Source organism: Streptomyces spiralis, assembly GCF_014654675.1.
Lineage (GTDB): Bacteria > Actinomycetota > Actinomycetes > Streptomycetales > Streptomycetaceae > Streptomyces > Streptomyces spiralis.
The window spans coordinates 12,085-38,851 of record NZ_BNBC01000060.1 but is presented as its reverse complement, the minus strand read 5'-3'; the positions used below and the strand labels follow the sequence as shown (position 1 = coordinate 38,851).

Genomic DNA, 26,767 nt, shown 5'->3' with positions numbered 1-26,767 from the left:
TCGTTCGATCTGTGCGCAACGCTAGGCATTCTCTTTGCGACGGTCAAGAGAGTGCGTAACATTGGGCGTACGACGGTGGCGTGAGGTGGGAGGGCGACATGGCAGGCGGCAGAAGCGGTGCGGCGGGCGGAGACGCCGCGCGGGGCGAGGGTGCGGTGTACGAGGCCACGGGGGGCGAACTCCGCACGGGTCCGGGTTCCGAGGTGACCCTGCGCCCCCAGTCCCTCATGCTCACGTTCCTCGGCAACTTCGTGCTGGGCGGCGACGTCTGCGTCTACTCCGGCAGCATCATCGAGGTCTTCGGCCGCACGGGCGTGGGCGAGCACGCCACCCGTTCCACCCTGACCCGCATGGTGGGCCGCGGCCTGCTGCAGCGCCGCCGCGAGGGCCGCCGCATGTACTTCGGCCTCACCAACCGGGCGGCGGCGATCCTCCGCGACGGCGAGCAGCGTATCTGGAAGCAGGGCGCCGTCAACGACGACTGGGACGGTACGTGGACGCTGCTCGCCTTCTCCCTGCCCGAGGCCAGCCAGCGGCAGCGCCACGACCTGCGCTCCCAGCTGACCTGGGCGGGCTTCGGCCCGCTCATCGGCGGCCTGTGGATCGCGCCGGGCCAGGCGGACGTCACCGCGATCACGGAGGACACCGAACTCGGCCCCCACATCAGGGTGTTCCGCTCCACCGCGGACCCCGCCACCGACATCTCCCGCATGGTGCACGAGACCTGGGACCTCGCGACCCCGTCCGCCGGGTACACCGCCTTCCTCGACCGCTGGTCCGCGTTCGCGGACGGCCGCGGCGCGTCCGGCGTCGACGAACTCGCCGTCAAACTCCGCCTGCTGACGGAGTGGCTTCAGATCGTCCGCGCCGACCCACATCTCCCGATCCAGCACCTCCCGGCCGACTGGCCCGCCGCCGCGGCGGAGGACGTCTTCCGCCGCGCCGACGCCCGCGTCGACGCGGCGTCCCGGGCGCTGGCGGAGGAGCTGCTGGAAACGGTGCCGCTGCGCGAGTGACGGATGCGGCCGCCGCCCTGGACGCCCCCGCCTCGACGTACCCGCACCCGTGCCCGCTGCGGCACGGGGAGGCGGTGATCCGCCTGGCGGTGTCCGGTCTGGCAGCCCCGTCCGCGGTCGGCGGAGATCACCAGGGGAGCGGCGGCCAGGCCAGGCGGTTCCGCGATCAGTCCACCGCCCCGCGCAGCCTCCGCTCGATCAGCGCCGCCGCCGCAACCGTCTGCGGGGCCAGCGCCTCCGCCTCCCGCCCCGTGGACATCCGCATCCGCGGCACGGCCACTGTGACGGCGGCGCGCGGTTCGCCCGTGCCCGTACGGACGCACGCGCCGACTGCCGACACGGCGGGGTCGCTCTCCCCGAACGCGGCTGCCCAGCCGCGCCTGCGCACCCGCGTGACATCGCGCAGCAGCTCGGGCCAGCTCGCGCCGTCCTCCGCCAGGAGTACGCGCGGGATCCTGCGCCGCAGCTCGTCCTCGTCGTAGCAGGCGAGCATCGCCTTGCCGCCGGCCGTGCGGTGCGCGGGGAACACCATTCCCACGCGTGAGGCCACCCGGTCGCTCCCGCCCCCTTCCAGGCAGGACACGAACCGCACACGCGGCCCCTCCAGGACGGCGAACCCGGCCGTCTCCCCGGTGGCGGCCGCGAGGTCGCGCAGGACCGGGTCCGCGGCGTCCCGGAGGGTGATCGCGGACGTGGTCGCCAGGGACAGCTCGAGGACCGCGGGGCCGGCGAGATAGGGCGCGCCGGGGCGGTCCTGCCGTACGAACCCGGCGTGCTTGCAGGTGCTCAGCAGCCGGTGCGCGGTGGAGGCGCCGACTCCCAGTTCGGCGGCCACCTCGCTCAGGGTGACCGAGCCGCGCCGGGCCACCAACAGCACCAGCCGCAGGGCGTGTTCGGCCGACTGCAGGACTCCTCCGGACGGGGGCCGCTCACCGGCCGATTTCCGCATGGAGGAATCCTAGGCAATTTTCTTGCGGCCGCAAGAAATGTGCTGTTTACCTGACTGTGACGGTGGTCACCCGCCACGGACGAGCGGGCCGGCCCGGCGTCGATTCCCCACCCGCGCATGCCCTCTGGAGGTGCCGCATGCCCGCGCCCAGGTTCCCTGACTCCCCTGCCTTCACCGGCTTCAACGCCCCGATGCGGGTCGAGGCCGACCTCATGGACGTGGAGTGCGTCCAGGGCGAGGTGCCGGCGCACCTCGACGGCACGTACTACCGCGTGGTCGCGGACCACCAGTGGCCGCCGCTGCTCGGCGACGACATCAAGTTCAACGGCGACGGCATGGTCATGTCGATGCGGTTCCGCGACGGGCACGTCGACTTCAAGAGCCGCTATGTGCGCACTCCCCGGTTCGTCGCCCAGGCGAAGGCGCGGCGCGCCCTGTTCGGCGCGTACCGCAATCCGTTCACCGACGACCCGTCGGTGGCCGGCCTGCGCCGCGGGCTGGCCAACACCAACGTGTTCTGGCACGCGGGCAAGCTGTACGCCGCGAAGGAGGACAGCCCGCCCGTCCGCATCGACCCCGACACCCTGGAGACCCTCGGCGAGGACACCTTCGAGGGCGCCCTGACCTCCGAGACCTGCACCGCACACCCCAAGTTCGACCCCCGCACCGGCGAGATGGTGTTCTTCGGCTACGCCGCGAAGGGCGAGACGACACCCGACCTCGCGTACTACGAGGCCGACGCCAAGGGCCGGATCGTCCACGAGACCTGGCTGACCGCCCCCTACGCGAGCATGGTCCACGACTTCGCCGTCACCCAGAACTTCGTGGTCTTCCCCGTCATCCCGCTCGTCAGCAGCAAGGAGCGGCTCGAGGCGGGCGAACCGCACTTCGCGTGGGACCCGTCGAAGGACGTGTACCTGGGAGTGCTGCCGCGGAAGGGCCGGGCGCGGGACGTGCGCTGGTACCGGGCCTCGAACCGGTTTGCCAGCCACATCATGGGCGCCTGGGACGACGGCAGGCACCTCCACGTGGACACCCCCGTGTCCGAGTCCAGCTACTTCCCGTTCTTCCCCGACCTGTCGGGCGCCCCGTACGACCCGGACCGCACCAAGGGCTTCCTGTCCCGCTGGACCGTCGACACCCAGGCCCCGCCGGACAGCGGCTTCACCCAGACCCGGCTCACCGACGTGGCGGGCGAATTCCCGCGCATGGACGACCGGTTCGAGACCCTCCCGTACCACTGGGGCGTGATGGCCGCCTACGAGGTGCCCGGCGAGCAGCGGCCGGGCGGCGGCTTCCGCTGGGTGGCGGCCGTCGACCACCGCACCGGCGCCACCACCACGCACTACGCGGGCGACCACGCGTCCGTCGCGGAGCCGCTGTTCGTGCCCGCCCACGACGACGCGGCCGAGGGCGAGGGCTATGTGCTCGCCGTCGTCGGGCGCCTCACCGAGAACCGCAGCGACCTGCTGATCCTCGACGCCCGGGACGTCTCCGCCCCGCCCGTCGCCACCCTGCGCTTCCCGCTGCGCATCCCCTACGGCCTGCACGGCAACTGGCTCTCCGCCGCCGAACTCGCCCACCGCGCCGACTGACCCACCACCCGCCAGGAGGACAGCCCCATGACCGTCACCCTCGAGGAACTCGCCCGGCGGCTCGACCGCCTCGAGTCCCAGCTCGCCATCCGCGACCTGCAGCACGCCTACGGCTACTACCTGGACAAAACCCTCTACAGCGAGGTCGTCGACCTCTTCTGCGCCGACTGCGAGATCGTCTTCATGGGCGGGACCTACCGGGGCCGCGAGGGCGCCGAGCGCCTCTACACCCGCCGCTTCCGCGAGACCTTCACCGACGGCCGCAACGGCCCGATGCCCGGCTTCCTCCTCGACCACCCGCAGCTCCAGGACGTCATCACCCTCTCCGAGGACGGCGACAGCGCCAAGGGCCGCTTCCGCACCCTCATGCAGGCCGGCACGCACTACACCGTCAAGGCGGCGGGCGAGCAGCGCAGCCGCCGCGACCAGTGGTGGGAAGGCGGCATCTACGAGAACGAATACGTCCGCGAGAACGGCGTCTGGAAGATCAGGAAGCTGGACTACCAGCCGGTCTGGCACGCCGACTACGAGACCGGCTGGGCCCGCAGCGAGCAGCACTTCGTGGTGGACCACGAGACCTACCCGGAGAACAAGGTCGGCCCCGACGAACTGGTCGCCGACCCGCACCGGCTGTGGCCGGGCACGGCCGTCGTCCCCTTCCACTACCCGCACCCGGTCACCGGCGAGGAGTGGACGCAGCAGTGATCACCGCTCCTGTGCTGGTCGCCGGCGAGGAACTGGACGCCCCCGGCGACGTGGTCGTCAACCCCGCCCGCACCGACGAGACGGTGGGGCGGTACGCGCTCGGCGGCCCCACCCACGTCGACGCCGCCGTGCGCGCGGCCCACGCGGCCTTCCCCGCGTGGGCCGCGCTGACCGCCGCCGAACGCGCCGCCCGACTGGTGCGCGCCGCCGATGAACTGGACGCACGGACCGAGGAACGAGCCGTCCTCCTCACCCGTGAGACGGGCAAGGTCCTCGGTGAGTCACGCGTCGACGCCGCCGGCGCCGCCGGCCTCCTGCGCTCGTTCGCCTCACTCGCCGCCCAGGTGGACACCGAAGAGCACATCGCCACGGGCATCGGCCCGGCGATCGTCCACCACGTACCGATGGGCCCCGTCGGCGTCATCGCGCCCTGGAACACTCCGGTGCTGCTGGCCTTCATGGCGATCGGGCCCGCGCTCATCGCCGGGAACACCGCCGTCGTCAAGCCGCCGGAGGACGCCCCGCTGGCCCTGAGCCAGGCCCTCGCCACGGTGGCCCGCTCCCTGCCGCCAGGCGTGCTGAACAGCGTCCCCGGCCGGGGAGAGGAGGCGGGAGCCGCCCTCGCCGCGCACCCCCTCGTACGCAAGGTGCTCTTCACCGGGTCCATCGCCACCGGACGGGCCGTGATGCGCGCGGCCGCCGGGAACCTCAAGGCACTCGGCATGGAGCTGGGCGGCAACGACGCGGCACTCGTCCTCGAATCCGCCGACATCACCGAGGAACTGGCGCGCGAGTTCATCGCGGGCGTGTTCAGCGCCTCCGGCCAGATCTGCTACAACGTCAAGCGGATCTACGTCCACCGCTCCCGGCACCGTGCCTTCGTGGACGCCTTCACCGAGCTCGCCTCGCAGATCGTCGTCGGGGACGGACTCGCCCCCCGTACGCACATGGGGCCGCTCGCCACCCGCGCCGGCTTCGAGCGGGTACGGGACCTGCGCGAGGCCGCCGCGAAGGCGGGCGCCCAGGTGACCGCCGTCGGCGTCCAAGGCGATCCGGACAGCTGGGACCGCGGCTGGTTCCAGCTCCCCACCGTCGTCACCGGCATCGACCCCGGCGCCGAACTCGTCACCACCGAGCAGTTCGGCCCCATCATCCCGATCCTCGCCTTCGACGACGAGGACGAGGCGGTCCGCCTGGCCAACGACACCGAGTACGGCCTTGCGGGCTCGGTGTGGTCGAGCGACATCGACCACGCCACCGCCCTGGCCCGCCGCCTCGCATGCGGCAGCGCCTTCGTCAACGTCCACCGGGTCGGTGCCTCGCCGATGGACGTGCCGTTCGGCGGCATGAAGCAGTCCGGCATCGGCCGCAACCACGGGCTGCCGTCCGTACGGGCCTGCCAGGAACCGCAGGCCGTCATCCGCGTCGACCCGCCCGGCGCACTCCCCGGTATCCAGCACTGGAGCGGACTCACCCTCACCTCCTGAGCGGGCTCGGTCCCACTCCCTTCAGCGGGCTCTCAGCCCCTGACGCCCTCACCTCCGAGCGGGCTCACCCACCCCACCCCGCTCCCTGAGCGAGTTCACCGCACCCCTGACCCCGGAGGACCCCCTATGCACGACCTCACCACCGGCGGCGACCGTGGCTATCTGCGCATCGCCACCGAGGAAGCCTTCGCCACCCCCGAACTCCTCGCCACCTACCGCAGGTTGCTGGACTCCGGTGACGCCGACGACCCCGGCTTCACCAGCCTGTGGGGCTTCTACGCCGGCGACAGCCCCCGCGCCCGCCTCCTGCGCGAGCGCCTCGTCGACCTCGGCGAGCGCCGCCTCGCCGACATGGACGCCACCGGCATCGACCACGCCATCCTGTCGCTGACCTCACCCGGCGTGCAGATCCTCGACACCGCCCGCGCCACCGCGCTGGCCACCCACGCCAACGACGTCCTCGCCGAGGCCTGCCGCCGCCACCCGGATCGCTACACCGGTCTCACCGCGATCGCCCCGCAGGACCCCGAGAATGCCGCCGCCGAGATCACCCGCGGCCACCGCGACCTCGGCTTCCGCGGAGTCATCGTCAACTCGCACACCCACGGGGCCTATCTGGACGATCGACGCTTCGAGCCGATCCTGGCAGCCGCCGAGGACCTCGACACCCCTCTCTACCTGCACCCCAACACCCCCTCCAAGGGCCTCATCGGCCCGCTCCTGGAAGCCGGGCTCGACGGGGCCATCTACGGCTTCGCCGTCGAGACAGGAATGCACCTGCTGCGCCTGATCACCTCCGGCGTCTTCGACCGCCACCCACGCCTGCGCGTGGTCGTCGGCCACCTGGGAGAGGCCATCCCCTTCTGGCTGCCGCGCATCGACTTCATGCACGCCGCCAGCGTCAAGGCAGGCCGCTATGCGGCAATGAAGCCGCTCCAACTCAAGCCCAGCGAGTACCTGCGCCGCAATGTCTGGGTCACCACCTCCGGCATGGCCTGGCAGCCCGCCATCCGTTTCGTCCACGAGGTGCTCGGCGCCGACCGGGTGATGTACGCGATGGACTACCCGTACCAGTGCGTCGCCGACGAGGTACGCCACCAGGACGAACTCCCCTTCTCCTCAGGCGATCTGCGCGCGTTCTTCCAGACCAACGCCGAGCAGGTCTTCGCCCTGAAACCGTCCGCCTGAGTTCTGCCACGCGTCGCAAAGGAGCGACCATGACCACCCCGTACTCAGCGCGCCGCATGCACACGGTCCTCGTGGTGTTCGTGTACGTCACGCTCGGCTATGCCGTCGGCACCAACATGCTCGTCCCGCTCCTGCCGCGCGTGCAGCAGGAGTACGGCCTCGACGAGGTCCAGGCCGTGTGGGTCACCATCTCCACCCTCCTGACCGGGGCCCTGTTCATCCCCTCGCTGTGCCGGCTGGCCGACATCAGGGGCTGGCGGAAGCAGATCCTGCTCGTCTCCGTGGCCTGCGTCGCGGTCGGCGGCGCCGTCGCCGCGCTGAGTGACAACCTGCCGACTCTGCTGCTGGGCCGCGGCCTGCAGGGCGTCGGCGCGGCGGCCACACCGATGACCTCGGCGATCGTCAACGAGAACTTCACGCCGGCCCTCCGCCGTATCGGCCTGCCCGTCAAGGCGGCCTCGTTGTTCGCCGGGGCGGGCGCCGGGGGCATCATGGCGGCCCTGCTCGTGGACGAGCCGTCAGGGTTCCGGATCCTGTTCTGGACCTCGGCGGCCATCCCCGCACTGGGCTTCCTGCTGATCGCATCCCTCGTCCCCGCCACACCGACCCTCCCGGACAGCCGGATACGGGCCGTCGACCTGCCCGGGGCCATAGGCTTCGTCGTCCCGGTCGCCGCACTCGTCGTCGGCTTCAGCTACGCGTCCCGCTGGGGCTGGACATCGCCCGCGTTCCTCGGTCTCATGGTGGTCGGCGTCCTCGTCTTCCCCGTGTGGGTGGCCGTCGAACGCCGCACCCGTGACCCGCTCGTGGACCTCAAGGTGTTCTTCTCCCGGCCCATCACCATCGCCAACATCTCGTCCGTGTTCGTCGGTTTCGCCATCTTCGGCTCGATGGTCTCGACGAGCACGTACATCCAGCTGCCGCCCGTCCCGGGCCTCGGCGGACTGGGGAAGTCCGGGCTCGCGGCCGCGCTGCTCATCCTCCCGGCCGAGCTGCTGATGCTGGGCTTCGGCCCGGTGGTCGGCAGACTCAGCGCACGCTGGGGCAAGGGCCTGTTCCTCGTGGCAGGGCCGGCCGTGCAGGCCGTCGGCTATCTGGTCCTCATCGCCCGGCACGGGAGCCTCGCCGCCGTGGTCACAGCGATCGTGGTCATCGGCGTGGGCACCGGGCTGATCGGCCCGGTGTGGGCGCTGACGTACGTCGAGGACATCCCGCCGGAGCACGTCGGACGCGTCTACGGCATCGCCCCGATCCTCTCCCAGGGCGTCGGCGGCAGCCTCGCCGGCGCGCTCTTCGGCGCGATACTCGTCGCCAATCGGCTGCCCGGCGGCAAGCTGCCCTCCGAAGGCGCGTTCATCGGCTTCTGGTGGCTGGCGGCGGGCTGCGCGCTCGTGGCCGGGCTGTGCGGAGCGGCGTACCTGAAGAGCTATGGCACAGGCGGGCCGCGTACCCGAAGGGAGGCACCCGGGGCGGAACTGCAGAGGGGCGCGCCGACGGCGGTCTGACAGAGTTCTGCTCCCTCGGGCCGGCGGGGCACGCCCGCCGGCCCGTCCCCCCGTACGTCAACGAAAGGTACTTTCAGATGACTCTGCTCAAGGACGACTCCTGGCAGGAGCTGGTGCTGGCCGGCAGTTGGCGGCCGGGAAGCGCGGGCACCCTGCCCGTGGTGTCCCCGTCCACCGGCGAACAGCTCGCCACCGTAGGCGCCGCGGGTCCCCAGGACGTCGCCACGGCGGCCGAGACCGCCGTCGGCGCCCAGCAGGCGTGGGCCGCCCGGTCCTACCAGGAGCGGGCCGCGGTGCTGCGCCGGGCCGGCGAACTGTTCGGACAGCACGCCGAGGAGATCAGCAGCCTGCTCGCTGCCGAGACCGGTACCGGTGCGGGGATCGCGAACTTCCAGACCGCTTCCTCGGCCGATGAGTGCTTCGAGGCGGCGGCGCTGGCCTCGCACCCGTACGGCGAGGTGCTGCGCTCCGGACAGCCCAGGCTCAGCCTGGCCCGGCGGATACCGGTCGGTGTCGTCGGGGTGATCGCTCCGTTCAACGTTCCGATCCTGCTGGCGATGCGCGCGGTGGCGCCGGCACTCGCGCTGGGCAACGCCGTGGTACTCAAGCCCGACCCGCGCACCGCGGTCAGCGGCGGGATCGCGATCGCCCGCATCTTCGAGGAGGCCGGTCTGCCCGAGGGCCTGCTCTCGGTGCTGCCCGGCGGCGTCGACACCGGCCAGGCCGTGGTCACCGATCCCCGGATCCCGGTGATCGCTTTCACGGGGTCGACCAGGGCCGGCCGCGCCATCGGCGAGCTGGCGGGCCGTCACCTCAAGCGCGCACACCTGGAACTGGGGGGCAACTCGGCCCTGATCGTGCTCGATGACGTCGACGTCGAGGCGGCCAGTTCGGTCGGGGCGTTCGGCTCCTTCAACCACCAGGGTCAGATCTGCATGGCCACCTCGCGGCACCTGGTGCACACCTCCGTCGCCGAGGAGTACACCGCCCGGCTGGCTGCCCGCGCCGAGAAGCTGACCGTCGGCGACCCGGCGGTCGGCCCGGTCGCCCTGGGGCCGCTGATCGATGCCGGCCAGCGCGACGCCGTGCACGCCGTCGTCACCGCCAGTGTGGAGGCCGGCGCCAGGGTGGTCACCGGTGGCACCTACGACGGGCTGTTCTACCGGCCGACCGTCCTGGCCGACGTGCCCGTCACCGCACCGGCCTTCGCCCAGGAGATCTTCGGCCCGGTGGCACCCGTGACACCGTTCACGACCGAGGACGAGGCCGTCGAGCTGGCCCGCTCCACCGAGTACGGTCTCTCGCTGGGCATCCTCACCTCGGATGTCGGCCGCGCGCTGCGCCTTGCCGAGCGCATCCCCAGCGGGCTGGTCCATATCAATGACCAGACGGTCAACGACGAGGCCATCGCACCGTTCGGTGGTGTGGGTGCCTCCGGGACCGGCTCCCGGCACGGCGGCGCCCAGGCCAACCTGGAGGCCTTCACCGAAACCCAGTGGGTCACGGTCCGCACCGAGCTGCCGCAGTACCCGTTCTGACCGGGGCGGCTCGTCCCGGGCGCTGGACGCAGGACCTCCTCCAGCGCCGGGACGGGGCACCGTCCGGCTACGGCTACGGCTACGGCTACGGCACGAGGCCGAGGAAGCGGTGGCAGCTCGTCCACGTGACGGCCTCGTGTTCCTCGGCCGCGAGGTCAAGGGCCCGCAGGGTGCGGTCGGCCGGGGTTTCGCGGTCCATGGCCGGGAAGTCGCTGCCGAGCATGACCTGGTGCGGCCCGAACAGGTCGATCAGATAGCGCAGGGCGCGCGCGTCGAAGACCAGGGCGTCGTAGAAGAAGCGGCGCGCGAGGTCGAGCGGGGAGAGCGCGGCCCGGTCCTCGCGGACCGGGGGTTCCTCGTTCCACGTACCGCCCCAGAAATACCGTGCCCGGGGCAGCATCAGCGCGAAGCCGCCCGCGCCGTGGCTGAAGCCGATCCTCAGGTCCGGGAACTTCTCGGCGGTACCGGTGGATACCAGGGAGGCCGCGGCCAGTGACGACTCCGTGTTGAAGCCGTACGTGCCGGTGGCCGACGCCGGGAGCCGGTCGCCGAGGGCGGGGCTGAGCGCGTGGACATAGAGCGCGAGGCCGAGCCGCTCCGCCTCGGCGTAGAAACCGTGGAAGCGCGCGTCGCCGAGGGAGGCGCCGGCGATGTTGGTGCCGATCTCCACGCCGCGCAGGCCGAGTTGCTTCAGTTCGGCGAGCTCGGCGGCGGCCAGGTCCGGGTCCTGGAGCGGCACCGCTCCGAGCCCGTGGAAGCGGGCCGGGGCGTGGGCGATGAGGGATGCGAGAAACTCGTTGGAAGCCCGGTGGATGTCGCGGGAAGCCTTCGCGGGGATCGTGTAGTCCAGCAGCGGCGGCATGGGGGAGAGGACCTCGGCGTCGATGCCGAGCTTGTCCATCTCCTCGATGCGGCGCTCCGCGCTGAAGAACACGTCGCGGGCGGTGTAGCGCAGGGCGCCCGCGGTGAGCAGCCGGGATCCGTCGGCGTCGGCGGGGCCGATGCAGGGCCAGGTGTCCGGATCCGCGCCCGCGGTCGGCTGCGGGAGTGCGGGCGGCAGGACGTGGGCGTGCGAGTCGATGATCATCGTCGGTCTCCTGGGCTCTGGGGGAGTAGTCCGCCTGCTCGCGTGGCCCGTGGACACCGTACCGGCGCTCGGCGGGCACGGGCCACGCGCGGGCGTCAGCCGGCCGGGCGGACCGCGACGTGCACGGCCCGCTCGCCGGGGATCTCCCCGGCCAGGGTGTCCAGCGCCTTGACGGTGTCGGCCAGTTCGAAGGTGTGGGTGTGGAGCTTGGCGAACGGGAAGCGGCCGGACTCGAGGATCCGGATGGCCTCCGCGTAGCCGCGCGAGTCGACCCCGTACGCCCCGACGAGGGTGAGCGCCTTGTTGACGACGAGATCGGAGTCCAGCGGGATCTTGGTGCCGCCCTTGAGGCCGGCGACGACGATCCGGCCGCCGTGCCGGGCGGCGCGCAGCGCGTCGTCCAGCGGCTTGGCGGCCATCGGGGTCATCTCCAGGACGACGTCGGCCAGTTCGCCGTCGGTGATCTCGAGGACCCGAGCGACGGTGTCTTCAGCGTTCTCCTCGTCGACGACGATCGTGTGGTCGGCGCCGAACTCCCGGGCCAGCGCCAGCTTGTGCGCGTCCGCGGCGAGGCCGGTCACGATGACCGTGGCCGCGCCGGCCGTCTTCGCCGCCGCGGCGGCCATGATGCCGCGCTGTCCCGCGCCCAGGATGAGGACGGTGTCGCCGAGGCCGACCCGCCCCAGGTGCGCCGTCCAGCGCACGCCCGCGCCCAGCGGGTTGTACATCACCGCGATCTCGGGCGGCAGTGCGCTGCTCACCTTGTGCAGGACGGCGTTCGGGTGCAGATAGACGTACTCGGCCAGCCCGCCCCACAGTCCCGGCTCCCGGTCGAGGGGCGTGTAGCCGTGGGTGGCCTTGCGGTTCCTGCACGACATGTACTGGCCCGACAGGCACAGCCGGCAGGCCCGGCAGGGCACCAGGACCTCCAGCGCGACCCGGTCGCCCGCCTGCACGCCCCAGCGTTCGGCCGCCGCGTCGCCGATCTCTTCGATGATCCCGAGCGGCTCGTGCCCGGGTACGACGGGGTAGCCGCCGCGCATCGGGACGCGGCCGTGGAAGGTCTCCAGGTCGCTGCCGCACAGGCCGTTGGCCTCGACGCGCAGCAGCCCGTCGTCCGCGCCGGTGCGCGGGCGGGGCAGGTCGCGGAACTCGATCGCGCCGGGCCCTGTCTGCACGGCCGCGCGTACGGTGTTCGGTGCCACGCTGCTCATCTCCCCTCAGTCCCCCTCAGTTCCCCGCGTTGATGACGACGGCCTTGACCTGGGTCCAGTCCTCGACGGCGTCGGCGCCCATGGAGCGGCCGAAGCCGCTGTGCTTGTAGCCGCCGAAGGGCGCGCCGATCGCGCCGACGGGCCCGCCGGAACCGAACGTGTTGATGGAGACCTGCCCGGCCTCGACCCGGCGGGCCAGCCGCACCGCGCGGCCGACGTCCCGGGTCCAGACGGTGGCCGTCAGCCCGTAGCGGGTGCCGTTGGCGACGGCAACGGCCTCCTCCTCGTCCTCGTACGTCAGCACCGACAGCACCGGACCGAAGATCTCCTCCTGGGCGATACGCATCTCGGGCCGCACCCGGTCGAAGAGGGTCGGCTCGACGAAGAAGCCGCCGTCGTACGGGTCACCGGCCGGCTTGCCGCCGCCGACCACGACCTCGGCGCCCTCCTCGCGGCCGATCCGGAGATAGTCCAGCACCCGCTGCTCCTGCCTGGCGCTGATCAGCGGGCCCATGTCGACCGGCTGGTGCCACGGGCCGGTTCGCACCGAGCGGAATCCCTCGGCGAGCGCCTCGACCAGCCGGTCGTGCATCGAGGGGGCGACCAGCACCCGCGAACCGGCGGCGCACACCTGGCCGCTGTTCATGGTGATGGTGCGCACGATCGTCGGCACGGCCCGGGTCAGGTCGGCGTCCTCCAGCACGATCTGCGGGGACTTGCCGCCCAGCTCCAGATGGAGCGGCACGAGACCGCGGGCGCAGGCCTCCATCACCGCCGAGCCGGTGACGGGCGAGCCGGTGAAGCTGACCCGGCGGATCCCGGGGTGGGCGGGCAGCGCGGCGCCGGCCTCCGTCCCGCACCCGGTGACGACGTTGAGCACCCCCGGCGGAATGCCCGCTTCCTGGGCGAGCCGGGCGAGGTACAGGGGTGTGAGCGGGGCGTCCTCGGCGGGCTTGAGGACGACGGTGTTCCCGGCGGCGAGCGCAGGGCCGACGTTGAAGACGGTCATCGGGCCCGGCGCGTTCCAGGGGATGATGATGGCGACCACGCCGTACGGCTCGCGCAGGGTCAGCCCCAGGACGTCAGGGGTGTGTGAGGGCAGGGTGTGCCCCTGTACCTTGTCGGCCTGGCCGGCGAAGAAGGTCAGCTGCGGGGCGAGCGGAGAGGGGCCGACCGGACGGCCGACCTCGGTGGCCTCCAACTGCTCCAGCTCCGCCTCGTGTTCGCGGATCAGCTGCGCCCACCGGAAGAGCAGGTCGGCGCGGCGGGAGGGGCTCATGTCGCGCCAGGCCGGCAGGGCCGCCTCCGCGGCGCGCACGGCGTCGTCGATGTCCTCGGCGCCTCCGCGCGGGACACGGGCCAGCACTTCGCCGGTGGCCGGGTTCACCACGTCGAGGGTGGACTTGCCGCGGGCCGGGATCCACTCGCCGCCGACGAGGTGAGTGCCGTCGGTCAGCAGCGCGGGGATGTCGAGGGGGGAGGGCGCGGTGGTGGTCATCGGGCTCCTTCGGTGGCGAGGCCGGCCTTGCGGGCATGGGCATGGGCGCCGGTGATGCGGGCGGCGGCGTGCTCGGCGGACATGACCACGGACAGGTGCGGGTTGGCGCGCGGCGTGTCCGGGAAGATCGACGCGTCGACGACCCGCAGCCCGCTGGTGCCCAGCACCTTCAGGTCCGGGTCGACCACCGTGGCCGGGTCGCCGGGGGCGCCCATCCGGCAGGTGCCGGACAGGTGCCGGTTGTCGGTGGCGGTCCGCAGGATGTCGGCGGAGCCGGGGAGTCCGGCCGGGCCGTCGAGGAGGGAGCGGACGGCCTTGTGCGCGGCGAACCGGGCCATGAGCTCCAGCGACTGCTCCATCCGCACGAAGTCACGGCGGTCGGTGAACACCCGCTGCTCGATACGGGGTTCGGTGAGCGGATCCGCCGAACGCAGCGTCAGCTCGCCGCGGGAGAAGACCTGCTCCTGCTGGGCGACGAGCATGCCCCGTCCCCGGGAGCGGCCCTGGCTGTCGTACATGCCGTTGTTGGGCACCATGAACATGTCGTTCTCGCCGGCGCCGCCGAGCCCGGAGGAGTACCGCAGGATGCAGTTGGTGACCGGGCGGTCCGGGTCGGTGGGCAGGTCGGCGCGGGTCGGGATCGGCACCATCAGCATGCCGTGGTCCTGAAGGTTCCGGCCGACGGGCAGGTCGGCGAGCGCCTCGATGCCGAGCGCGGCGAGGTGCGCGGCCGGGCCGATGCCGGACCGCATGAGGAGCGCGGGGGAGTGCACGGCGCCCGCGCACAGAACGACCTCGCCGCCGGGCGCGAGCCGGATCCCCTCGCCGCCGACCAGGACCACGCCGCGGGCGGTGCCCGTAGCCGGGTCCAGGGTGACGGTGGCGACCTGGGCGTGGCCGCGGACGGTCAGATTGGGGCGGTCCCGGTTGGGCTCCAGGTAGCCGTCGGCGGTGGTGACCCGGCGGTGGTCGCGCATGTTGAGGGCGAACGGGCCGACGCCGGTGGTGCCGGGCGCGTTGTGGTCCGCGCACCATACGTACCCGAAGTCCTGGGCGGCCTCGGCGAAGGCCAGGTCGAGCGGGCCCCAGCCGTCCTGCGGGGTGCGGCCGACCGGGATCGGGCCGCCCGTGCCGTGGTAGGGCGGGTCCGGGTGGTCGAGTTCGTCCTCGAGCCGCACGAAGTACGGCAGCACGTCGTCGTACGACCAGCCCTCGGCGCCCAGCCGCGCCCAGTGGTCGTAGTCGTCGGGCACCCCGCGGATCGCGAACATCGCGTTGACGTTGGAGGTGCCGCCGACGCCCCGGCCGCGGCCGTAGGGGCCCTCGGGCTGGGCCGGGTTGCGGAGGGTGGTGACGTTCTGCCACCAGAACTCGGGGTGGGCCTTCGGGTCCATGTTCAGGCGTACGGTGCGGAAGGCCTCCGGGAGCGTCGCGGTGCGCCAGTCGGGGCCGGCTTCCAGCAGCAGCACCTGTGCGTCGGTGGTCTCGCTGAGCCGGCCGGCGAGCGTGGCGCCCGCCGATCCGGCTCCGACGACGATGTAGTCGTAGTCCTGGGGTGCGGTGGTCATGTGCGTCGGCTCCAGGGGTCGGCTCAGAAGGCTCGGCAGACTTCAGGTTCGGCAGACTTCAGGTTCGGCAGACTTCAGGTTCGGACGGCTTCAGGCTCGTAGGGGTTCAGGTTCGGAAGGCTTCGGGTTCGCTTCGGAAGGCTCAGGAGGGTTCAGCGACGGCCGTCGGCTTCTGGTCGGCCGGGGAGGTGCTGCGGGCGGCCGAGGGGTCTGCGCTGATGGCGCTGAGCGCCCGCCCGGTGGTGGGGATGGCGAGGATGAAGACGATGAGCGCGCCGAAGGCGTATCCCGAGCCCAGCAGCAGCTGGGAGGTGCCCGGACCGACGGCCGCGATCACCGAGACCAGCACCAGCGACTGCACGATGCCGCCCACCTGCCCCAGCGCGCCGGCCAGCGAGGCGCCGGTGGTGCGGGCGTACGTCGGGAAGATCTCGGCCGCGTAGTTGTACCCCGGTACGAAGATCAGGGGTGAGAAGCCGTGCAGCATGACGGCCGCGATCAGGTAGGCGGGGAAGCTGCCGTGCCCGACCGCGATCACCACCGCGCTGGCCGTCGCGATCAGCAGGCCCGTCACGATCAGCGTGCGCCGTTCGACCTTGTCGACGACCATCGGCATCAGCAGATAGCCGCAGATTCCCAGGACCTGCCCGATGCCGGTGATGGTCGTCACTGTGGTCAGCGACATGCCGTACTCGGAAAGGATGCTGGGCTGGAAGGTCAGCGTGGCGCGGACCGACCACTGCACACCGAACCAGAAGGCGGCCGCGACCAGCAGCCGCTGCAGATACGGAGGCCTCAGCAGCGCACCGATCGGGAAGCGTTCGGGGGCGTGCTCGGACGCCTCGACGATCGGCACGGTGAGGGTTTCTCCGGCTCGGCGCAGCCGCTCCTCCATCGCGTCGACGATCGCGCACGCCTCGGCCGTACGGCCCTTCAGGGCGAGCCAGCGCGCCGACTCGGGGAGGATGCGGCGGTGGGCGCCGACGAGGAGGACGAAGGCGAGCGCGCCCACGCCGTAGACCCAGCGCCATCCGTCGGCGCTCAGCGGGACCAGCCAGCCGGACAGCAGGGCCGCGCCCAGGCCGCCCACGCTGGAGGCCAGCACGGTGATGGAGACGTAGCGTCCGCGCCGCTTGGCGGGCGAGAACTCCTGGACGTACGAGGTGCAGACGGCCAGGCCGCCACCGGTGGCGAAACCGGAGAGGACGCGGAAGGCCACGAGGGACGGCGCGTTCCAGGCGAGCGCGCACAGCAGCGCGGTGAGGCCGAGCGCCGCCATGCCGACGATGTAGGTGCGGCGGCGGCCGAGGACGTCGCCGAGGGCGCCGAAGAGGAAGGCGCCCAGTGCGGTCGTGACGGCGTTGCCGGTGAGCATGACCGTCACCTCGGTGGTGCTCAGGTGGAAGTGGCCGGTCATGGCCGTGAGGGTGTAGCCCACGATGGTGACGTCGTAGATGTCGATGAAGTAGGCGAGCCCCAGGGTCACGAACGCGACGCGGGCCAGGCCCCAGCGGGGCAGCCGGTCGATGCGCGCGTTGACGAGGTCGACGACCTCCGAACTGCCTCTGGAGCGGGCAGGGCTGATGGGCACGGGAGATGTCCCTTCTCACGCATGTACGGGTCGTGCTGCGAAGGGGTCGGCGCAGTATGTGGGTTGGGGCGCCGACGGGGACGAGAGCGGCTCGACGCAGCGGAGCGTGTGGCCTGCGCCACGCTTATGGAAGACGCTTGCTCTGACGGATGTCAATGCACTCGTCATGCTTTTCTGTTGACGGCTGTCATGAATGTGCATAGGTTCCCGGACGAGGAAGCGTCCGGGCGTTGAGCTGGAGAGGACGGTGACACGGCTGGGCGCTGAGCCGAAGGCAGCGCCGTGACCGCCGCCCGCTGCCTGTCGACCGCGACTCCCGCCCCGCGATTCCCGCCCCCCGGTCCCCCGTCCCGCGACTCTCCGACCACAGCTCTCCAACCGGCCGACCGCGCGTGCCCCGGCAACCGTCCCGGTATCGGACCGCCCGCCCGCAGCGAGGAAGGACCTGCCGTCCATGACCGTCCCCGGCTTCATCCCCGAGTCCGCCGCCGACCGCACCGACGCGGCCTTGCGCGCCCAACTCGCCTACGTCACCGCCCACTCGCCGTTCTACGCCCGCCTCTGGGAACGCCACGGCGCCGACCCCGCGGCCGTCCGCACCGCCGCCGACCTGGACCGGCTCCCCTTCACCGAGAAGCAGTTGCTCCGTGACAGTCAGGCCGGAGCGCCGCCTCTCGGCGAGCACGCCGCCGCCCCCATGGCCGACGTCATCCGGCTGCACGCCTCCACCGGCACCACCGGGCGCCCCAGCTGGGTCGGCGTCACCCGCTCCGACGCCGAGGGCTGGACCGAGGCCGTCGCGCACGCCCTGCGCACCCAGGGGCTCACCCGCGACGACATCGTCATCCACGGCTCCGGGCTGACCCTCTTCGTCGGCGGCCTGCCCGTCCGCGACGCCGTCGAGCGGATCGGCGCCACCCTCGTCCCCATCGGCACCGGCGCCTCCGAGAAGGCGCTGCTCGCCCTCCAGTCGATGCGGGTCACTGCGCTGCACTCCACGCCGTCGTACGCCCGCTACCTCGCCGAGTACCTGCGCGAACGCGGCCACGACCCGCGGGCGTTCGGCCTGCGGAAGGTCATCGTGGGCGGGGAGCCGGGAGGCGGCGAGCCGGCCTTCCGCGCCCAGGTCGAGGCGGACTGGGGCGCGGCCGTCACCGAGGGGCTCGGCAACGCCGACATGGCGCCGATCATCTTCGCCGAGCCGCCGGGCGCCGGCGGGATGCGGCTGACCGCCCAGGACATCGTGCTCGTCGAGCTCATCGACCCCGACACCGGCGAGACCGTCCCCGCCGAGCCCGGCGCGAGCGGCGAACTCGTCTACACCTCCCTGAACCGCCGAAGCTGCCCGCTGGTCCGCTTCCGTACCCGCGACCGGGTCACCGTCACCGGCCGCGACACCGACGGCGCCCCGCTGATCCGATGCGTCGGACGCACCGACGACATGCTCATCGTGCTCGGCGTCAACGTCTTCCCCTCCGCGGTGCGCGACATCGTCCAGGCCCTCCACCCGCGCACCACCGGAGCCCTGCGGATCCTCCTCGACCACCCGGGACCGCGCGTCGAACCACCCCTGCGGATCGAGGTGGAGCAGGGCAAGCACGAGGCGGACGCCACGCTCGCCTCCGAGGTGGAGCAGCTGGTCAAGTCCCGGCTGAGCGTGCCCGCTTCGGTCCGGCTCGTCTCGCCCGGATCCCTCGGGCGGTCCGAGATGAAGACCCGCCTCGTACACGTCGCCGACGGCAGCCGACCGCGCGGGGCCGGGAGCCGTCCGGGCCGCTGACCGCGTGGGATCAGCATCAGGGAGCCGCCGACCGCGCGGGCACCAGGAGCCCCGGGCCCGCTGACCGTACGAGGAGGACAGCTAGGTTATGTGCATGACCGAGTCAGCCGACAGCGACGTCCTCGACACGGGGCCCGGCGACGCGGCGGAGCCGGAGGCGCCCCCGGGCGAGGCCTCGGGACGCGCTCGCGGTCCCCAGCGCCTGCTCATGATGCTGCTCGGCGACTACTGGTTCGACCGCCCCGAGGCCCTGCCGTCCGCCGCTCTCGTGGCACTCCTCGCCGAGTTCGGAGTGAGCGAGGTCGGGGCGCGCGCCGCCCTGAGCCGGCAGTCCCGGCGCGGCCTCCTCGACGTCGAGAAGCGCGGCCGCCGCACGTACTACCGGCTCAGTGCCCGCTCCGTCGACCACTTCACCGACACCGGCGGGCGCATCGCCGCCTTCGGCACCGACGACGCGGCGCGCACGTGGGACGGCCGGTGGTCGCTCGTCGCGTTCTCCGTTCCCGAACAGCAGCGCGCCGTCCGCCACACCCTGCGCGAACAGCTCCGGTGGCTCGGCTACGCCCCCCTCTACGACGGCGTGTGGATCTCGCCGCACGCGCGCGAGGAGGAGGTGCGGGATGTCCTCTCCGAACTGGGCGTGGCCACCGCGACGTTGTTCACCGGCACACCCTCCGCGCTCACGCCCGCCGCGGGTGATCCCCTCTCGGCCTGGGACCTCGATGCGCAGGCCGCGGCCTTCGAGCGGTTCACCCGGAGGTGGGGCGTGTGGCGCAAGCGCGCCGAGGACGGCGGCGTCAGCCCCTCGGAAGCGCTGCGGGCCCGCACCGAACTCATCACCGAGTGGAGGGTGCTGATGACGCACGACCCGGCGCTGCCGCCCCAGCTGCTGCCGCCGCACTGGCCGCTCGCGGCGGCCCGCGCCGTCTTCGTCGCGGTGTACGACGCGCTGGGACCGCTCGCCGAGTTCCGGCTGCGCCAGCTCATCGCGCTGCACGACGCGGAACTCGCGGGGCTCGCGACGCACCACACCGTGGCGGACCTGGCGAAGCTGTAGGCCGCACACGCCCGACCCGACCGTGCCGTGTGCCGGGCGGGCCGCCGGCGTGCCCGCACGCCGCACGGGCGGCCTGTCTGCATGGGGCACGGCCGGTCGGCCGAAGGCCCCGAAGGCTGCCGCACACCCCTTGACGCCGCCGATCAATTGTCGGTGAATTGATGCACGCTCGTCACAGCAAGTGCCGTATATCGATGAGAAGCTGATCCGGCGAGCGTCCCGCCCCGACCAGGGAGGTACTGGTGCCGAGCACCATCCTTGACCCCACCGGAGGCAGTTCCCCCGCCGCGCCCGACGACGGCCGGCCCGCCCCGCGTTCGACGGCCGTCCGGCTGCGCGGAGCCCGCATCGGACTGCTGGAGAACACCAAGCACAACGCGGCCCTGCTGCTCCAGGAACTCGGCGCCCTGCTGACCGCCGAGCACCACGTCGCCGCCCTTGTGCCGTACACCAAGCGGAACTTCGCCGTGCCTGTGCCCGACGGCCTCCTCCACGAGCTCGCCGACGGCTGCGACGCCGTGATCACGGGCGTCGGCGACTGCGGTTCGTGCAGCGGTTCCGCCGTCGCCGACGGCATCCTCCTCGAACGCCACGGGGTGCCGACTGCCGTCATCTGCTCCGACGCGTTCACCGCGAGCGCGGACGCCATGGCCGAACTCACCGGGGACGGCGACTTCCCGTACCTGACCACCTCTCATCCCGTGGCCTCCCTCACCCCCGGCCAGGTGCGGGAGCGCGCCCGGCAGCTCCTGCCGGCGATCGTGGCCCGGCTGACCTGCGCCGCCCCCGGCGCGGCGACCGCCGCTCAGGGGGCCATCGGACCGGGCGCCTGCGACGGCACCACATCCACCGCCGCTCACACCGCTGTGACCGGAGGCGCCCGGTGAACACTCCCGGCACCCCCCACACCCCCCGCATCGAGGTCCCCTTCGACGCCGACCACGCCCAACAGGCCGTCGAGTACGGCTACGGGCGCGAGTGGTCCGACGGGCTGCCGCTCGTCCCCGTCACCCCCGCCCTCGTCGACCGCTTCCTCGCCACGACGCCCCGCGACCCGGCCGAGGTCATCGGCCGCATGGAGCACCTCGGCCGGTCCTGCACCGTCGAACTCGCCGCCGTCAACGCGGCCATGGCCGGCTGCGCACCAGCCCACTTCCCGGTCGTCCTCGCCGCCTGGGACGCGCTCATGCTCGAGCGGGCCGCGCGCGGCGGAGCCTGGCAGTCCACCTCCGGGCCCTCCCCGCTGATCGTCGTCAACGGCCCCATCCGCAAGGAGCTCGGCTTCAACTCCACCGGCGGCGCCCTCGGCCCCGGTTTCCGCGCCAACGCCACCGTCGCCCGCGCCCTCGGCCTCATTGTCCGCAACGCCTTCGGGCTGCGCCCCCACGGACTCGAGCAGTCCACCCAGGGCGTCCCGGGCCGCTGGACGCTGTGCATCGGTGAGAACGAGGAGGACAGCCCCTGGGAGCCGCTCGCCGCGAGCACCGGCCTCGGCGCCGGCACCCCCGACGCCGCCACCGCCACCCTCCTGCGCACCTGCGCCTATGTCGACAACCGGCACACCGCCGACCCCGAACAGGTCCTGTGGGACCTCGCCGACGCCATGTCCGCCACCGGCTCGATCATCTTCCGGCACACCGCCTGCGCCCTCGTCCTCGGCCCCGACCACGCCCGCATGCTCGCGGACGCCGGGTACGACCGCCGCGACGTGCAGCAGTGGCTGTACGAGCACGCCGGCCGCACCGTCGCCGACCTGCGCCGCGCCGGCAAGGACGGGGTCGGCGAGGACAACGGCGTGCGGTACGCCACCGGAACCGCCCCCGACGCCCCCGGCGGCGAGGAGTTCGTACGGTTCCTGCCCTCGCCCGAGTCGATCCCCGTCCTCGTGGCGGGCTCCCACGGGGCCGCGATGTCCATGGTCGGCCGGATCTTCGGCGCCTGGTCGGGCACTGCCGTCCCCATTGTCCGCAGCGAACCGGACCCGAACCCCCTCCAGGAGGCCTGACGTGCTCGACACCGACGCGCTGGCGCAAGTCCGCCGCACCCTGGAGGCCGACGGCTTCCATCTCGACGCCCGCGAGGACGGCGACCGGCTGCACATCACCGTCACCGCCGACCCCGGGACCTGCGGCGACTGCCTCGTCCCCAAGGACGTCCTGCGGCAGATCCTGCGGCGGGCCCTCGGCATCCCCGCGGAGTCCATCGACGTGACGTATCCGAATGACAGCCTCGGCTCGTACGATCCGCTCGGCCCGAGCGACGCCCTCGGCCCGGACGCGACCCGCGTAACCCGTGAGGAGACCGCCAAGTGACCGCCGACTTCGACGCCCCGGACGACCCGATCGCCGCCGCGGACCCCGCCGCCGACGGCCAGTGGCTGCGCGGCCGCGGCGCCCTTGTCACCGGGGCCGGACTCACCGGACCCGAGGGCGGCGTCGGCCATGCGATCGCCCGGGTCTTCGCCCGGCACGGAGCCGCCGTCGCCGTCCTGGACCGCGACCCGGAAGCCGCCGACCGCACCGTCGAGGCGATCCTGAAGGACGGCGGCCAGGCCTTCCGCGTCGACGCCGACGCCACGCGCGACGAGGACTGCCGGCGCGCCGTCACCGTATGCGCGCAGCGCTTCGGCGGACGCCTGGACGTCCTGGTCAACAATGTGGCCTCCGGCGAACGGTCCGGTCTCTTCGAGGTCGGCACGGACGACTGGGACCGCCTCATGGACGTCAACCTCAAGAGCGCCTGGCTGATGACCCGGCACGCGGAGCCGGTGATGGGGGAGGGGTCCGCGATCGTCAACATCTCCTCCGTGGGTGCCCACAGGCCCGGCCCCGGCATGGTCTACAGCGTGGCCAAGGCCGGCCTGGAGAACCTCACCAAGGGCGCGGCGAGCACGCTGGGACCGCGCGGCATCCGCGTCAACTGCGTACAGATCGGGGCGATCTGGTCATCGATGGCGGCCCGCAACATCCCGGCCGACGCCCGGGACGCCCGCCGCCGCGCCATCGTCCTCGGCACGGAGGGGACGCCCTGGGACCCGGCGTACGCGGCCCTGTTCCTGGCCGGCGACAAGGCGCGCTGGATCTCCGGGCACATCCTCACCGTCGAGGGCGGCGGCATGGGCCGCCCGCCCCGCTGAACGGCACCTGCCTCGGCCTTCCGTTCAGCGGAAGGCGCCCTGTTCGCAGGCCCGTGTCCGCAGCACTCTGGAAACCGCCGGCGTTCCACTCCGGCCCCTCGGGGCAACCGGCGTCCGAAGCCCGCAAGCCTCCGGTCCGCAATCCGAAACCCACAACGAAACAAGCAACCCGAAACCCACAACCCCGGGTCCCCGGTCCGCAATCCGTCGATGCGTCGGGTCCGCCCGCACGCAAAGGAGATGACGATGACGTCATTCGCGCGCAACCAGTGGTACGTGGCCGCCTACGGCAGCGAGATCGGGCGGGAGCTGTTCACCCGCACCGTCTGCGGCGAGTCGATCCTTTTCTGGCGTACCGAGGCGGGCGAGGTCACCGCCATGGCGGACCGCTGCGTACACCGCCGTTTCCCGCTCTCCGAGAAGCCGAGCCGGCTGGACGGTGACACGGTCGTCTGCGGCTACCACGGCTTCACCTACGGTGCCGACGGCGTGTGCGTGAGCGTGCCCGGCCAGAAGCGCGTGCCCCGCACCGCCCGGCTCGCCTCCTACCCCGTCAAGGAGCAGGACTCCTTCGTGTGGGTGTGGATCGGCGACAAGGACAAGGCCGACGAGGCCTTGATCCCCCGCGCCCCCTGGCTGGACTCACCCGACTACACCACCGTCAGCGGCATGGAACCGCTGGCCGCCCGCTACGGCCTCCTCGTCGACAACCTGCTCGACCTGTCCCACGAGACGTACCTGCACGGCGGCTACATCGGCACCCCCGAGGTCGCCGAGACCCCCATCACCACCGAGGTCGACGAGAAGGCGGGCGTCGTGTACGTCAGCCGCCACATGGACGACGCGGCCTGCCCGCCGTTCTACGCCAGGTCCACCGGCATCACCGGCCGCATCACGCGCTGGCAGGACATCGAGTACCACGCCCCCTGCCTGTACCTGTTGCACTCGCGCATCGCCCCCGTCGGCGCACCCGGCCCGCGCGAGGACGGCAGCGACCCGGACGCCTTCCACGTCGAGGTCGTCTACGCCATCACCCCCGAAACCGAGCACAGCACCCACGACTTCTGGGCCGTGGCCCGCGACTTCGCCCTGGACGACCAGGAGGTCTCCCACTTCCTGCACGAGAACAACCGCACCGTCGTCCTCCAGGACGTCGTCGCCCTGGACAAGCTGGAGCAGGTCATCGCCTCCGAGCCGGCCGGGACGCAGGAACTCAGCATCAACATCGACACCGGTGGCCTGGCCGCCCGCCGCATCCTCAAGCGGATGGTCGAGGCCGGCACGGCCGCATCCACGGCGGCCGAACCCACGGCAGCGGAATCCGCGGCGGCCGTCCGATGAGTCCGCAGCCCACGACGATGCTCGACGGAGACACGGTCTACCGGATCGTTTGGGTCCCCGGCACGGACCGGCTGCGCGGCTGGTGCTGGTGCGGCGAGTCCCGGGAGTCCGAGGACCCGGTGGAGCTGTGGGCGTGGTTGCTCGCCCATCCCGACGAGCACCCGGGCCGGGGGACCGCCCCCGCCCCGGGCCCCGCGCCCCGCCCCCACCGACTCGTCGGCGTCTGACCGCGCACTGGCGTACTCAAGGACCTCTGATGACCACAAGCACCACCGCACCCGAGGCCGAGCTCGACCTCGTCGTGGCCCGCCGCACCGACGAAGCCGACGGTGTGGTCTCCCTCGACCTGCGCCGGGCCGACCACGCCCCGCTGCCCGCCTGGACGCCCGGCGCGCACATCGACCTGGTGCTCGCCCCGGATCTCGTACGGCAGTACTCGCTGTGCTCGTCGCCGGACGCCACCCACGTATGGCGCGTCGCCGTCCTGCGGGAGGACGAGGGGCGCGGCGGATCCCTCCAGGTGCACGACAAACTGGCCGAGGGGGACCCGGTCCGGGTGCGCGGCCCGCGCAACCACTTCCCCCTGGAGCGCGCCGAGCGGTACCTCTTCATCGCCGGCGGCATCGGCATCACCCCGATCATCCCGATGCTGGAGCAGGCAGAACGGGAGGGATCCGCATGGGAGTTGGCCTACGGAGGGCGGACGCTTTCGTCGATGGCCTTCCGGGAGGCACTCGTCACGCGGTACGGGGACCGAGTGCGGGTTCGACCTGAGGACGCGTACGGGCTCCTCGACCTCGACACGCTCCTGGGGACCCCGCGGCCCGGCACACTCGTCTACTGCTGCGGCCCGGAACCACTCCTCAAGGCCGTCGAGGAGCGCTGCGCCGACTGGCCGCCCGGCACCCTCCACGTCGAGCGGTTCGCGCCGAAGGAGCTTCAGGCGCCCGTACGGGACGGGGCGTTCGAGGTCGAGCTGGCGCAGACCGGCATCACGGTGACCGTCCCGCCGGACAAGTCCGTGCTGCAGGCGGTCGAGGAGGCCGGGGTGCAGGTCCTTTTCTCCTGCCAGGAGGGCACGTGCGGCACCTGCGAGACGGCCGTGCTGGAGGGCACGGTCGACCACCGCGACTCCCTGCTCACCCCCGCCGAACAGGATGCGCACGAAACGATGATGATCTGCGTCTCCCGGGCCGCGTGCCCGAGGCTCGTCCTGGATCTTTGACGGCCGGCGTCGCCCGGGGCTCGGCCCGGATTCTCGACGGCCGCGTGACGGGCCGGTGTGTCCTGCGTGCGGCCCCACCGCCGATGTAGCCCGGACACGCCGGTTACGAGCAGCCGCCCCCCACCCGACCCCTGAGGAGGCCGAGGGAAGGGTGAGAGCCGCTCGCGAGAGCCCGCGACAGCGGCCCATGCCCCGGGGGACGGCCTCGCTCGTGGTCGCCGGGGCATGCCGTTCCTGCCGGACCGCTCGTCATTCGACCAGCATCCCGTCGCCCCGAATACTCGCCAGAGCATTGACGGCCGTTACGGTTCTGCCTAGCTTGTCGGTGACATACCCCAGTCCGCTGTGGAGCGGCGGGCACCCGGACGAGGAGGTCCGCATGCAGCGCCGAGCCCCGACCGACAGCTGCTCGGTGACGGCCAGGGCTCTGCAGGTGCTGGAAGCCTTCACTCCGGACCGGCCCGTCCTGCGGCTCGCCGAAATCTCCCGCCACACCGGCCTGCCCCTCACTACCACCCACCGGCTGGTGAAGGAACTGGCCGGCTGGGGCGCGCTCGAACGTGAGCCGGACGGCCTCTATCGCATCGGGCTGCGGTTGTGGGAGATCGCCTCCCTCGCCCCGCGCGGCCTCGGCCTGCGCGAGGCCGCCCTGCCCTACCTCTCCGACCTCGGGCACATCACCCGCGAGAACGTGCAGCTCGCCGTCCGCGAAGAGCTGTCCGTCGTCTACGTGGAGCGCCTCGCCGGCCGTGACGCGGTCCGGGTCCTCACCCGCGTCGGCGGGCGGTTCGACCTCACGCCCACCGGCGTCGGCCTCGTCCTCCTCGCCCATGCACCCCGGGAGATCCAGGAACGGGTGCTCTCACGGCCGCTCGTCCGGCACACGGAGAAGACCCTGTGCACCCCGGACGAGGTCCGCCGCGCCCTCGCCGAAGTGCGCCGCACCGGGGTCGCCATCAGCGACCGGCAGGTGACGATGGACGCCATGTCCGTCGCCGCCCCGGTCTACGGGCCGGACAACACCGTCGTCTCGGCCGTCTCGGTCGTCGCCCACGCCGACGCCGTGAACCCGCACGCCCTCGCCCCGCTGGTGCAGGTCGCCGCGCGCGGGATCTCACGGTCCCTCGGGGCACGGCTCAGGTCCTCGGTCGCCTGACGGACACGATCGGGCCGCCTGGCGGACGGACACGGGTCAGGTGGCGGAGCGGATACGGAGGTCCAGCCAGGCGGTTTTCGGGCGGACCTTAGCGGTCATGGGCGGTCAGTGCGCGCATGACTGGCCGGCCG

General features: G+C 72.5%; 23 protein-coding genes. 17 read left to right on the top strand and 6 right to left on the bottom strand.

The genetic code is table 11. The annotated features are described in order from the left end of the window. The first annotated feature begins 98 nt into the window (after nucleotides 1–98). Nucleotides 99–1,016, top strand: a complete 918-nt coding sequence (locus tag IE318_RS38790) for a PaaX family transcriptional regulator (protein WP_189907609.1) — start codon at nucleotides 99–101, stop codon at nucleotides 1,014–1,016. A gap of 166 nt (nucleotides 1,017–1,182) precedes the next feature. Here the strand turns inward: IE318_RS38790 and IE318_RS38785 are convergent, their stop codons facing one another. Continuing rightward, a complete protein-coding gene (locus IE318_RS38785) occupies nucleotides 1,183–1,965 on the bottom strand; it encodes an IclR family transcriptional regulator (protein ID WP_189907608.1) in 783 nt (260 codons plus the stop codon). Nucleotides 1,966–2,102: 137 nt separating this feature from the next. Between IE318_RS38785 and IE318_RS38780 the strand changes: the two genes are divergently transcribed. The 6 genes from IE318_RS38780 (at nucleotide 2,103) to IE318_RS38755 (ending at nucleotide 9,983) form a co-directional block, all read left to right on the top strand. Continuing rightward, nucleotides 2,103–3,560, top strand: coding sequence for a carotenoid oxygenase family protein (locus IE318_RS38780; RefSeq protein ID WP_189907607.1), 1,458 nt, complete (start codon nucleotides 2,103–2,105; stop codon nucleotides 3,558–3,560). Between the two features lie 27 nt (nucleotides 3,561–3,587). After that, nucleotides 3,588–4,265 (top strand): nuclear transport factor 2 family protein, encoded by a 678-nt coding sequence (locus IE318_RS38775; protein ID WP_189907606.1) that lies wholly within the window; start codon nucleotides 3,588–3,590, stop codon nucleotides 4,263–4,265. Continuing rightward, nucleotides 4,262–5,752, top strand: a complete 1,491-nt coding sequence (locus IE318_RS38770) for an aldehyde dehydrogenase family protein (RefSeq protein ID WP_189907605.1) — start codon at nucleotides 4,262–4,264, stop codon at nucleotides 5,750–5,752. Before IE318_RS38775 ends, IE318_RS38770 begins: the two co-directional genes overlap by 4 nt. 126 nt (nucleotides 5,753–5,878) lie before the next feature. Beyond that, on the top strand, nucleotides 5,879–6,940 hold the full coding sequence (locus IE318_RS38765) for an amidohydrolase family protein (protein ID WP_189907604.1): 1,062 nt from the start codon (nucleotides 5,879–5,881) through the stop codon (nucleotides 6,938–6,940). Nucleotides 6,941–6,969: 29 nt separating this feature from the next. After that, nucleotides 6,970–8,445 (top strand): MFS transporter, encoded by a 1,476-nt coding sequence (locus tag IE318_RS38760; protein ID WP_189907603.1) that lies wholly within the window; start codon nucleotides 6,970–6,972, stop codon nucleotides 8,443–8,445. A gap of 77 nt (nucleotides 8,446–8,522) precedes the next feature. Further along, complete coding sequence (locus IE318_RS38755) at nucleotides 8,523–9,983, top strand: benzaldehyde dehydrogenase (protein WP_189907602.1); 1,461 nt, start codon at nucleotides 8,523–8,525, stop codon at nucleotides 9,981–9,983. An 85-nt stretch (nucleotides 9,984–10,068) separates the two neighbouring features. On the opposite strand, the gene IE318_RS38750 is transcribed toward IE318_RS38755, so the two are convergent. From IE318_RS38750 to IE318_RS38730, 5 genes are all read right to left on the bottom strand, one after another. Continuing rightward, nucleotides 10,069–11,070 (bottom strand): amidohydrolase family protein, encoded by a 1,002-nt coding sequence (locus tag IE318_RS38750; protein ID WP_189907601.1) that lies wholly within the window; start codon nucleotides 11,068–11,070, stop codon nucleotides 10,069–10,071. Nucleotides 11,071–11,165: 95 nt separating this feature from the next. Further along, nucleotides 11,166–12,275 (bottom strand): zinc-dependent alcohol dehydrogenase, encoded by a 1,110-nt coding sequence (locus IE318_RS38745; protein ID WP_229904044.1) that lies wholly within the window; start codon nucleotides 12,273–12,275, stop codon nucleotides 11,166–11,168. Nucleotides 12,276–12,300: 25 nt separating this feature from the next. Continuing rightward, a complete protein-coding gene (locus IE318_RS38740) occupies nucleotides 12,301–13,782 on the bottom strand; it encodes an aldehyde dehydrogenase family protein (RefSeq protein ID WP_189907599.1) in 1,482 nt (493 codons plus the stop codon). After that, nucleotides 13,779–15,350 (bottom strand): GMC family oxidoreductase, encoded by a 1,572-nt coding sequence (locus tag IE318_RS38735; protein ID WP_189907598.1) that lies wholly within the window; start codon nucleotides 15,348–15,350, stop codon nucleotides 13,779–13,781. Before IE318_RS38735 ends, IE318_RS38740 begins: the two co-directional genes overlap by 4 nt. Before the next feature lie 142 nt (nucleotides 15,351–15,492). Beyond that, a complete protein-coding gene (locus tag IE318_RS38730; protein ID WP_229904043.1) occupies nucleotides 15,493–16,941 on the bottom strand; it encodes an MFS transporter in 1,449 nt (482 codons plus the stop codon). A gap of 454 nt (nucleotides 16,942–17,395) precedes the next feature. Here IE318_RS38730 and IE318_RS38725 point away from each other — a divergent pair, with 454 nt between their 5' ends. The 10 genes from IE318_RS38725 to IE318_RS38680 all read left to right on the top strand — a co-directional run bounded on the left by IE318_RS38725 (nucleotide 17,396) and on the right by IE318_RS38680 (nucleotide 26,636). Further along, the gene (locus IE318_RS38725; protein WP_189907597.1) at nucleotides 17,396–18,721 is read left to right on the top strand and encodes a phenylacetate--CoA ligase family protein; all 1,326 of its coding nucleotides are present in this window, start codon (nucleotides 17,396–17,398) and stop codon (nucleotides 18,719–18,721) included. Nucleotides 18,722–18,815: 94 nt separating this feature from the next. Continuing rightward, the gene (locus tag IE318_RS38720) at nucleotides 18,816–19,778 is read left to right on the top strand and encodes a PaaX family transcriptional regulator (protein WP_189907596.1); all 963 of its coding nucleotides are present in this window, start codon (nucleotides 18,816–18,818) and stop codon (nucleotides 19,776–19,778) included. 242 nt (nucleotides 19,779–20,020) lie between these two features. Beyond that, entirely contained in the window at nucleotides 20,021–20,665 is a 645-nt protein-coding gene (locus IE318_RS38715; RefSeq protein WP_189907595.1) for a UGSC family (seleno)protein, read from the top strand. After that, nucleotides 20,662–21,783 (top strand): hypothetical protein, encoded by a 1,122-nt coding sequence (locus IE318_RS38710; protein WP_229904042.1) that lies wholly within the window; start codon nucleotides 20,662–20,664, stop codon nucleotides 21,781–21,783. Before IE318_RS38715 ends, IE318_RS38710 begins: the two co-directional genes overlap by 4 nt. Before the next feature lies 1 nt (nucleotide 21,784). Then, entirely contained in the window at nucleotides 21,785–22,090 is a 306-nt protein-coding gene (locus IE318_RS38705; protein ID WP_189907594.1) for a hypothetical protein, read from the top strand. After that, nucleotides 22,087–22,914, top strand: a complete 828-nt coding sequence (locus tag IE318_RS38700; RefSeq protein ID WP_229904041.1) for an SDR family NAD(P)-dependent oxidoreductase — start codon at nucleotides 22,087–22,089, stop codon at nucleotides 22,912–22,914. Before IE318_RS38705 ends, IE318_RS38700 begins: the two co-directional genes overlap by 4 nt. A 246-nt stretch (nucleotides 22,915–23,160) precedes the next feature. Next, nucleotides 23,161–24,255, top strand: a complete 1,095-nt coding sequence (locus tag IE318_RS38695) for a Rieske 2Fe-2S domain-containing protein (RefSeq protein ID WP_189907593.1) — start codon at nucleotides 23,161–23,163, stop codon at nucleotides 24,253–24,255. After that, nucleotides 24,252–24,482, top strand: coding sequence for a hypothetical protein (locus IE318_RS38690; protein WP_189907592.1), 231 nt, complete (start codon nucleotides 24,252–24,254; stop codon nucleotides 24,480–24,482). The genes IE318_RS38695 and IE318_RS38690 overlap by 4 nt, the downstream gene beginning before the upstream one ends. A 29-nt stretch (nucleotides 24,483–24,511) precedes the next feature. After that, nucleotides 24,512–25,480, top strand: coding sequence for a PDR/VanB family oxidoreductase (locus tag IE318_RS38685; RefSeq protein ID WP_189907591.1), 969 nt, complete (start codon nucleotides 24,512–24,514; stop codon nucleotides 25,478–25,480). A gap of 379 nt (nucleotides 25,481–25,859) precedes the next feature. After that, nucleotides 25,860–26,636, top strand: a complete 777-nt coding sequence (locus IE318_RS38680; RefSeq protein WP_189907590.1) for an IclR family transcriptional regulator — start codon at nucleotides 25,860–25,862, stop codon at nucleotides 26,634–26,636. The last annotated feature ends 131 nt before the right edge of the window (nucleotides 26,637–26,767 follow it).

What these genes read in the sequence shown, in the direction of transcription:
- IE318_RS38725 (WP_189907597.1), top strand. Translation starts at nt 17,396, where the DNA reads ATGACCGTCCCCGGCTTCATCCCCGAGTCCGCCGCCGACCGCACCGAC.
- IE318_RS38740 (WP_189907599.1), bottom strand. Translation starts at nt 13,782, where the DNA reads ATGACCACCACCGCGCCCTCCCCCCTCGACATCCCCGCGCTGCTGACC.
- IE318_RS38680 (WP_189907590.1), top strand. Translation starts at nt 25,860, where the DNA reads ATGCAGCGCCGAGCCCCGACCGACAGCTGCTCGGTGACGGCCAGGGCT.
- IE318_RS38780 (WP_189907607.1), top strand. Translation starts at nt 2,103, where the DNA reads ATGCCCGCGCCCAGGTTCCCTGACTCCCCTGCCTTCACCGGCTTCAAC.
- IE318_RS38690 (WP_189907592.1), top strand. Translation starts at nt 24,252, where the DNA reads ATGAGTCCGCAGCCCACGACGATGCTCGACGGAGACACGGTCTACCGG.
- IE318_RS38685 (WP_189907591.1), top strand. Translation starts at nt 24,512, where the DNA reads ATGACCACAAGCACCACCGCACCCGAGGCCGAGCTCGACCTCGTCGTG.
- IE318_RS38735 (WP_189907598.1), bottom strand. Translation starts at nt 15,350, where the DNA reads ATGACCACCGCACCCCAGGACTACGACTACATCGTCGTCGGAGCCGGA.
- IE318_RS38785 (WP_189907608.1), bottom strand. Translation starts at nt 1,965, where the DNA reads ATGCGGAAATCGGCCGGTGAGCGGCCCCCGTCCGGAGGAGTCCTGCAG.
- IE318_RS38755 (WP_189907602.1), top strand. Translation starts at nt 8,523, where the DNA reads ATGACTCTGCTCAAGGACGACTCCTGGCAGGAGCTGGTGCTGGCCGGC.
- IE318_RS38765 (WP_189907604.1), top strand. Translation starts at nt 5,879, where the DNA reads ATGCACGACCTCACCACCGGCGGCGACCGTGGCTATCTGCGCATCGCC.
- IE318_RS38790 (WP_189907609.1), top strand. Translation starts at nt 99, where the DNA reads ATGGCAGGCGGCAGAAGCGGTGCGGCGGGCGGAGACGCCGCGCGGGGC.
- IE318_RS38775 (WP_189907606.1), top strand. Translation starts at nt 3,588, where the DNA reads ATGACCGTCACCCTCGAGGAACTCGCCCGGCGGCTCGACCGCCTCGAG.
- IE318_RS38695 (WP_189907593.1), top strand. Translation starts at nt 23,161, where the DNA reads ATGACGTCATTCGCGCGCAACCAGTGGTACGTGGCCGCCTACGGCAGC.
- IE318_RS38760 (WP_189907603.1), top strand. Translation starts at nt 6,970, where the DNA reads ATGACCACCCCGTACTCAGCGCGCCGCATGCACACGGTCCTCGTGGTG.
- IE318_RS38750 (WP_189907601.1), bottom strand. Translation starts at nt 11,070, where the DNA reads ATGATCATCGACTCGCACGCCCACGTCCTGCCGCCCGCACTCCCGCAG.
- IE318_RS38720 (WP_189907596.1), top strand. Translation starts at nt 18,816, where the DNA reads ATGACCGAGTCAGCCGACAGCGACGTCCTCGACACGGGGCCCGGCGAC.